We start from the raw sequence: 2,567 nt of genomic DNA, 5'->3' as shown, positions 1-2,567 counted from the left end.
GGACGCCGGCGGCGTCGCTCGACCGCGAGAGCGCCGCGAGCGTCCGGCGAAGCATACCGGAACCCAGACCTGCGAAACGCATAAAGGGTGGCCGATCGGCGCGGGCGTCCGTCGGGTCACCCGGGTGTCGGGCGCGCTCGTTGATCGCGGAGTTCCGGACGGCCGTCGAATCGATCCCGCGATATCGCTCCGATCCTGGGTATTCTCATCATTCCTCGAATACGTCCGAGCGTTTATAATACTCGACGGAGTAATGCGACCCGGCCGCGCGGGAGATTCGTGTGCCTCTGACAGCCTTCACGGTCGCCGGCCACGGCGACCGTCCCCGTCCGCGGCTTTCGGCGGGTCGATGGACGTTCGGCCGGTATCGATTTATTCCGCCGCGTCAACGGTCACGCATGACCGACGAGCGAGCGAGCGAGCTGGAGCCGGCGCTCCGCAGCTACGGGATCAACGTCGAGTCGATCGACGTCGGCGACTCGCTCGATCTCACCTATATGACGGCGTTCCCCGGTCGGGAGGTCCACCACGGCGAGATGGGGCGCGCGCTCAACGCCCTCATCGACCGCGCCGAGGAGGACGAGTGGGACCCGGTCCGGGTCGAGGCGACCGTCGTCCGATCCCCCGGAGACGTCCTCGGGACGTGGCACGCCGAGCGCGAGTGGTTCGAGGCGCTGCTCTCGTACGACGTCTCGGAGACCGAGTTCTCGACGCGCGTACTGGAGACGCTGACGGACGTAGACGAGGCCGAAGCGTGACCCGTCGGACCCCGATCAACCGGGCCCAGCGTCGGCTCGACCGGCCGCCGCGCGAGCGGTTCGCCACCCGCGCGCTCGCGTTCGACGTCGACGGCGACACCTGCCGCGGAACGCTCTACCTCCCGGCCGGCGAGGACGCGGGACTCCCGGCCGTGGTGATGGCGCCGGGGCTTGGCGCCGAGCGGAGCTTCGGCTACCCGGCGGTCGCCGAGCGCTTCGCGGACGCCGGCTACGCGGCGTTCCTCTTCGACTACCGCGGGTTCGGCGGCTCCGACGGCGCCTCGGGGGCGGTCCACCCCGGTCGCCAGCGCGCGGACTACGAGGCGGCGATCGACCGGGTCCGCCGGGTCGACGCCGTCAGCCGCGACCTGGTCCTCTGGGGGCGCGTCGCTGTCGGCCGCACACGTCCTCGCGCTCGCGGCGGAGCGCCACGACGTCGACGCAGTCGTGGGGATCGTCCCCATGCTCGACGGCCGCGCGATCGCGAGGCGCCGCGGGTGGGGCTACCCTCGCGCGGGCCGCCCGGGCCGGCCGGTCCGCGACCTGCTCGGACACCGATTCGGCCGCGGGCGGACGGTCCCGATCGTCGGCGACGCCGGAGAACTCGCCGCGATCACCGAACGCGGTGCGAAGCGCGGCTACCTCGACCTCGTCGACCGCGAGTCGGCGTGGCGCAACGAGACGCCCGCGCGCTCGCTGCTGCGGGTCGCGAACTACCGGCCGGTGGAACGGCTCGAGGAGATCCGCGCGCCGACGCTGCTTCTGGGGGGAACCGACGACGCGATCGTCGACGCCGAGTCGGTCGTCGACGCCGGCGAGTCGCTCTCGCGCGGCACGGTCGTCGCCATGCCGGCCGACCACTTCTCCGTCCTCGGCGACGACTTCGAGCCCGCGGTCGGCCACCAGCTCTCGTTCCTGCGCGACGTGTTTTAGTGACGGCGGCACCCACCGCCGACCATGACCGCGATCGCGCTGTTGAGCGTCGCACCGGTGATCGAGGGGAGCATGGCCGGCGAGGTCGCGAAGGCCGTCGCCGCGCTGGAGGACTTCGACGTGAGCTACGAGACGAACCCGATGGGGACGGTGATCGAAGCCGACGACGCCGAGACGCTGTTCGCGGCCGCCGCGGCCGCCCACGCCGCCGTCGACGGCGACCGCGTCTCGACGGTGCTGAAGATCGACGACAAGCGGGACAGCGAGGCGTCGGCCGCGGACAAGGTCGCCGCCGTCGAAGAACACCTCGGGCGGGAGGCGAAGCGGAAGCGGTGACCGCCGAATCGCCGAGGAGGGGTCGCCGCCTCCGGACGGCTCACCCCTTGATGTTGCAGACGGGGAACGTCCGGGCCACCTTGTCGCCGATGCCGAGCTCGTCGCTGACGCGGATCACCTCGTCGATGTCCTTGTACACGCCGGGCGCCTCCTCGGCGATCGTCGCGCCCGACTGCGCTTTCACGTAGATCTGCTGGTCGGCCGCGAGGTTGTCCTGGACGTCGCCGCCCCAGAACTCCTGTTTCGCCTGCGTCCGGCTCATCAGCCGCCCGGCGCCGTGGGCGGTCGAGCCGAACGAGACCGACATCGATTGGTCGCCGCCCCGGAGCACATACGAGCCGGCGCCCATGCTGCCGGGGATGATCACGGGCTGGCCCACGTCGCGGTAGACCGCGGGGACGTCCGCGTTGCCGGCGGGGAACGCCCGCGTCGCGCCCTTCCGGTGGACGTACAACTCGCGCGCCGCGCGGTCGACGGCCGCGTCGCCGACGGCGGGGCGCCCGTCCGCGTCGACGCCGACCTCGTGGGTCTCCTTCTTGC

3 protein-coding genes and 1 pseudogene are annotated in these 2,567 nt (G+C 72.0%); 3 read left to right on the top strand and 1 reads right to left on the bottom strand.

The genetic code is table 11. The features are described from left to right. Positions 1-398: 398 nt before the first annotated feature. From GJ633_RS15740 to GJ633_RS15730, 3 genes and pseudogenes are all read left to right on the top strand, one after another. The gene (locus tag GJ633_RS15740) at positions 399-758 is read left to right on the top strand and encodes a hypothetical protein (protein WP_156589534.1); all 360 of its coding nucleotides are present in this window, start codon (positions 399-401) and stop codon (positions 756-758) included. After that, positions 755-1,691 (top strand): annotated as a pseudogene (locus GJ633_RS18330) (alpha/beta hydrolase). Before GJ633_RS15740 ends, GJ633_RS18330 begins: the two are co-directional and overlap by 4 nt. Before the next feature lie 24 nt (positions 1,692-1,715). Next, complete coding sequence (locus tag GJ633_RS15730) at positions 1,716-2,027, top strand: thiamine-binding protein (RefSeq protein WP_156589533.1); 312 nt, start codon at positions 1,716-1,718, stop codon at positions 2,025-2,027. 40 nt (positions 2,028-2,067) lie between these two features. On the opposite strand, the gene GJ633_RS15725 is transcribed toward GJ633_RS15730, so the two are convergent. Then, on the bottom strand, positions 2,068-2,567 hold a 500-nt coding region (locus GJ633_RS15725; protein WP_197431378.1), incomplete at its 5' end, for an RtcB family protein.

The sequence above is a fragment of the Halorubrum sp. CBA1125 genome, from assembly GCF_009742825.1.
Classification (GTDB): domain Archaea; phylum Halobacteriota; class Halobacteria; order Halobacteriales; family Haloferacaceae; genus Halorubrum.
The sequence above is the reverse complement of the archived record's forward strand: the minus strand, read 5'-3'. Positions and strand labels throughout refer to the sequence as shown.